The sequence below is a fragment of the Clostridium sp. MCC345 genome, assembly GCF_018785345.1.
Classification (GTDB): Bacteria; Bacillota; Clostridia; order Lachnospirales; family Anaerotignaceae; genus Anaerotignum_A; species Anaerotignum_A faecicola.
Genome location: NZ_WQPP01000034.1, coordinates 1 through 1,504, shown reverse-complemented (window position 1 = coordinate 1,504; position 1,504 = coordinate 1). Strand labels below are relative to the sequence as shown.

At 53.4% G+C, this 1,504-nt stretch carries 1 protein-coding gene and 1 pseudogene; both read right to left on the bottom strand.

Annotated features, from left to right (window positions below; genetic code table 11):
• Positions 1 to 1,196: toprim domain-containing protein (locus GPK49_RS08045; protein WP_215677330.1), on the bottom strand; the 1,196-nt coding region annotated here is incomplete at its 3' end.
• Positions 1,193 to 1,504: pseudogene (locus GPK49_RS08040) on the bottom strand (MobQ family relaxase); the annotation flags it as partial. The pseudogene GPK49_RS08040 and the gene GPK49_RS08045, both read right to left, overlap by 4 nt.

The window sequence follows — 1,504 nt, the reverse complement described above, 5'->3', positions numbered from 1 at the left end:
ACAAGCACTCGTTCAAGGTCTGCGTCAGCTTCCATCAGCCGGGGCTTAACGGTATCGCCCAAACCGTCCTCGGCGGTCTGATAGATGATATTAAAAGGCTCAATTGTTTCCATACCGGGCAAGGGCTTTCGGTTGGTGCAAGCCGCCGCAAGACGCATGGCAAAGTAGGTCTTTCCCTCGCCGGGGTTGCCCTGTATGATCGTCAGCTTTCCAAAGGGGATATACGGAAACCATAGCCAATCCACGCTCGTCAGCTCCACATCTGCCATACGGAGCATGGGGACAGGCTGGGCGGTGGGCAGCTCTCGTAGCGTGATTGTTTCCGCTATAAATTTGCGGCTGGGAATGTCCCCTTGCTGACGGAGAACATCGTTCCAGTCTTTCCTTGCCGGGACAAGGCGAATGACGGCGATCTCGCTGGGAATGGACTGTGCCAGTCGGGTACAGGCTTCGCTTCCTGCGGTGTCGCTGTCAAGGCAGAGGAACACTTTTTGGGTGTCCTTGCGTTCAGAAAGAAAACGGTCAAGAGCTTTGCCCGAAACGCCGCCCAGGGCAAGATAGCTCCTTGTCTGCCAGTCCTGCGGATAAAGGCAGATAAAGGACAAAAGGTCTATCGGCGCTTCAAAGACAAAGAGCTGGTTGCCGTTTCCCTCATAGCGGAACGGATAGGACTTGTCAGACCCGGTAATATCCTGTCTGAATGTGTCTGCCGTTCCTCGCACATGGGCGTATCTCGGCGTACCGCTTCGGTCTCTGCCGACAAACACAACATTGTGCCGCTTTGCTTCCTCGTAAATATCCCCGGAAAGAAGAAAAGCCTCAACAAGCGTTTTGTTGAGACCTCGGCTTTCGCAAAGAAATTGAATTGCTCTGTCGGCTGTTCTGTTGTGCAAGGGCAAGTGAAACGCTGTGGGCGGTGTTGTGCTGGCTTCGGTCTGCCCCTCGCCGCTTTCGCCGGTCAGGAGCTGGACAGCTTCGGGAAAGGACTTGCCGTAAAACTCCATGACAAAATCAATGGGATAGCCGCCCTTGCTCTGGCTGTGGCGAAACCACTTGTTTCCCCGGACGGTCAGGCTGTCATGTTCTTTCCAGCGGTATTCTCGTCCGCTTTTGATAAGCGTCTCTCCCTGTGTACGGAGAAAATCTTCCAGACTGACGGCGTTCGCCCGATCAATCTGTGGTTGGGTGTAATTCATCGGGATATATCCTCCTTTTTGTGTCGTGTTTGGGGTCGATTTTGGAGCATTTGTTCCTCTGTACGCTCGTTAAATCGGGCGGCAGTATCTACACATGACTTGACCTTCCAAAGACGGTGTAAATCGTCTCTGACGGTCTTAAACTCGCCATAGGTGGTGTTGTGCACCTGTTCCAGCTCGTCATACTCTTCGGTCAGCTTTTTCATATCCACCTTGCCGTCCGGGAATTCTCCGGTCAGCTTGCGTCTGGCGGCGTAGAACTGTTTCAGTTCCGTTTCATGCTCTGCCTTGTACTTGGCTCTGGGCTT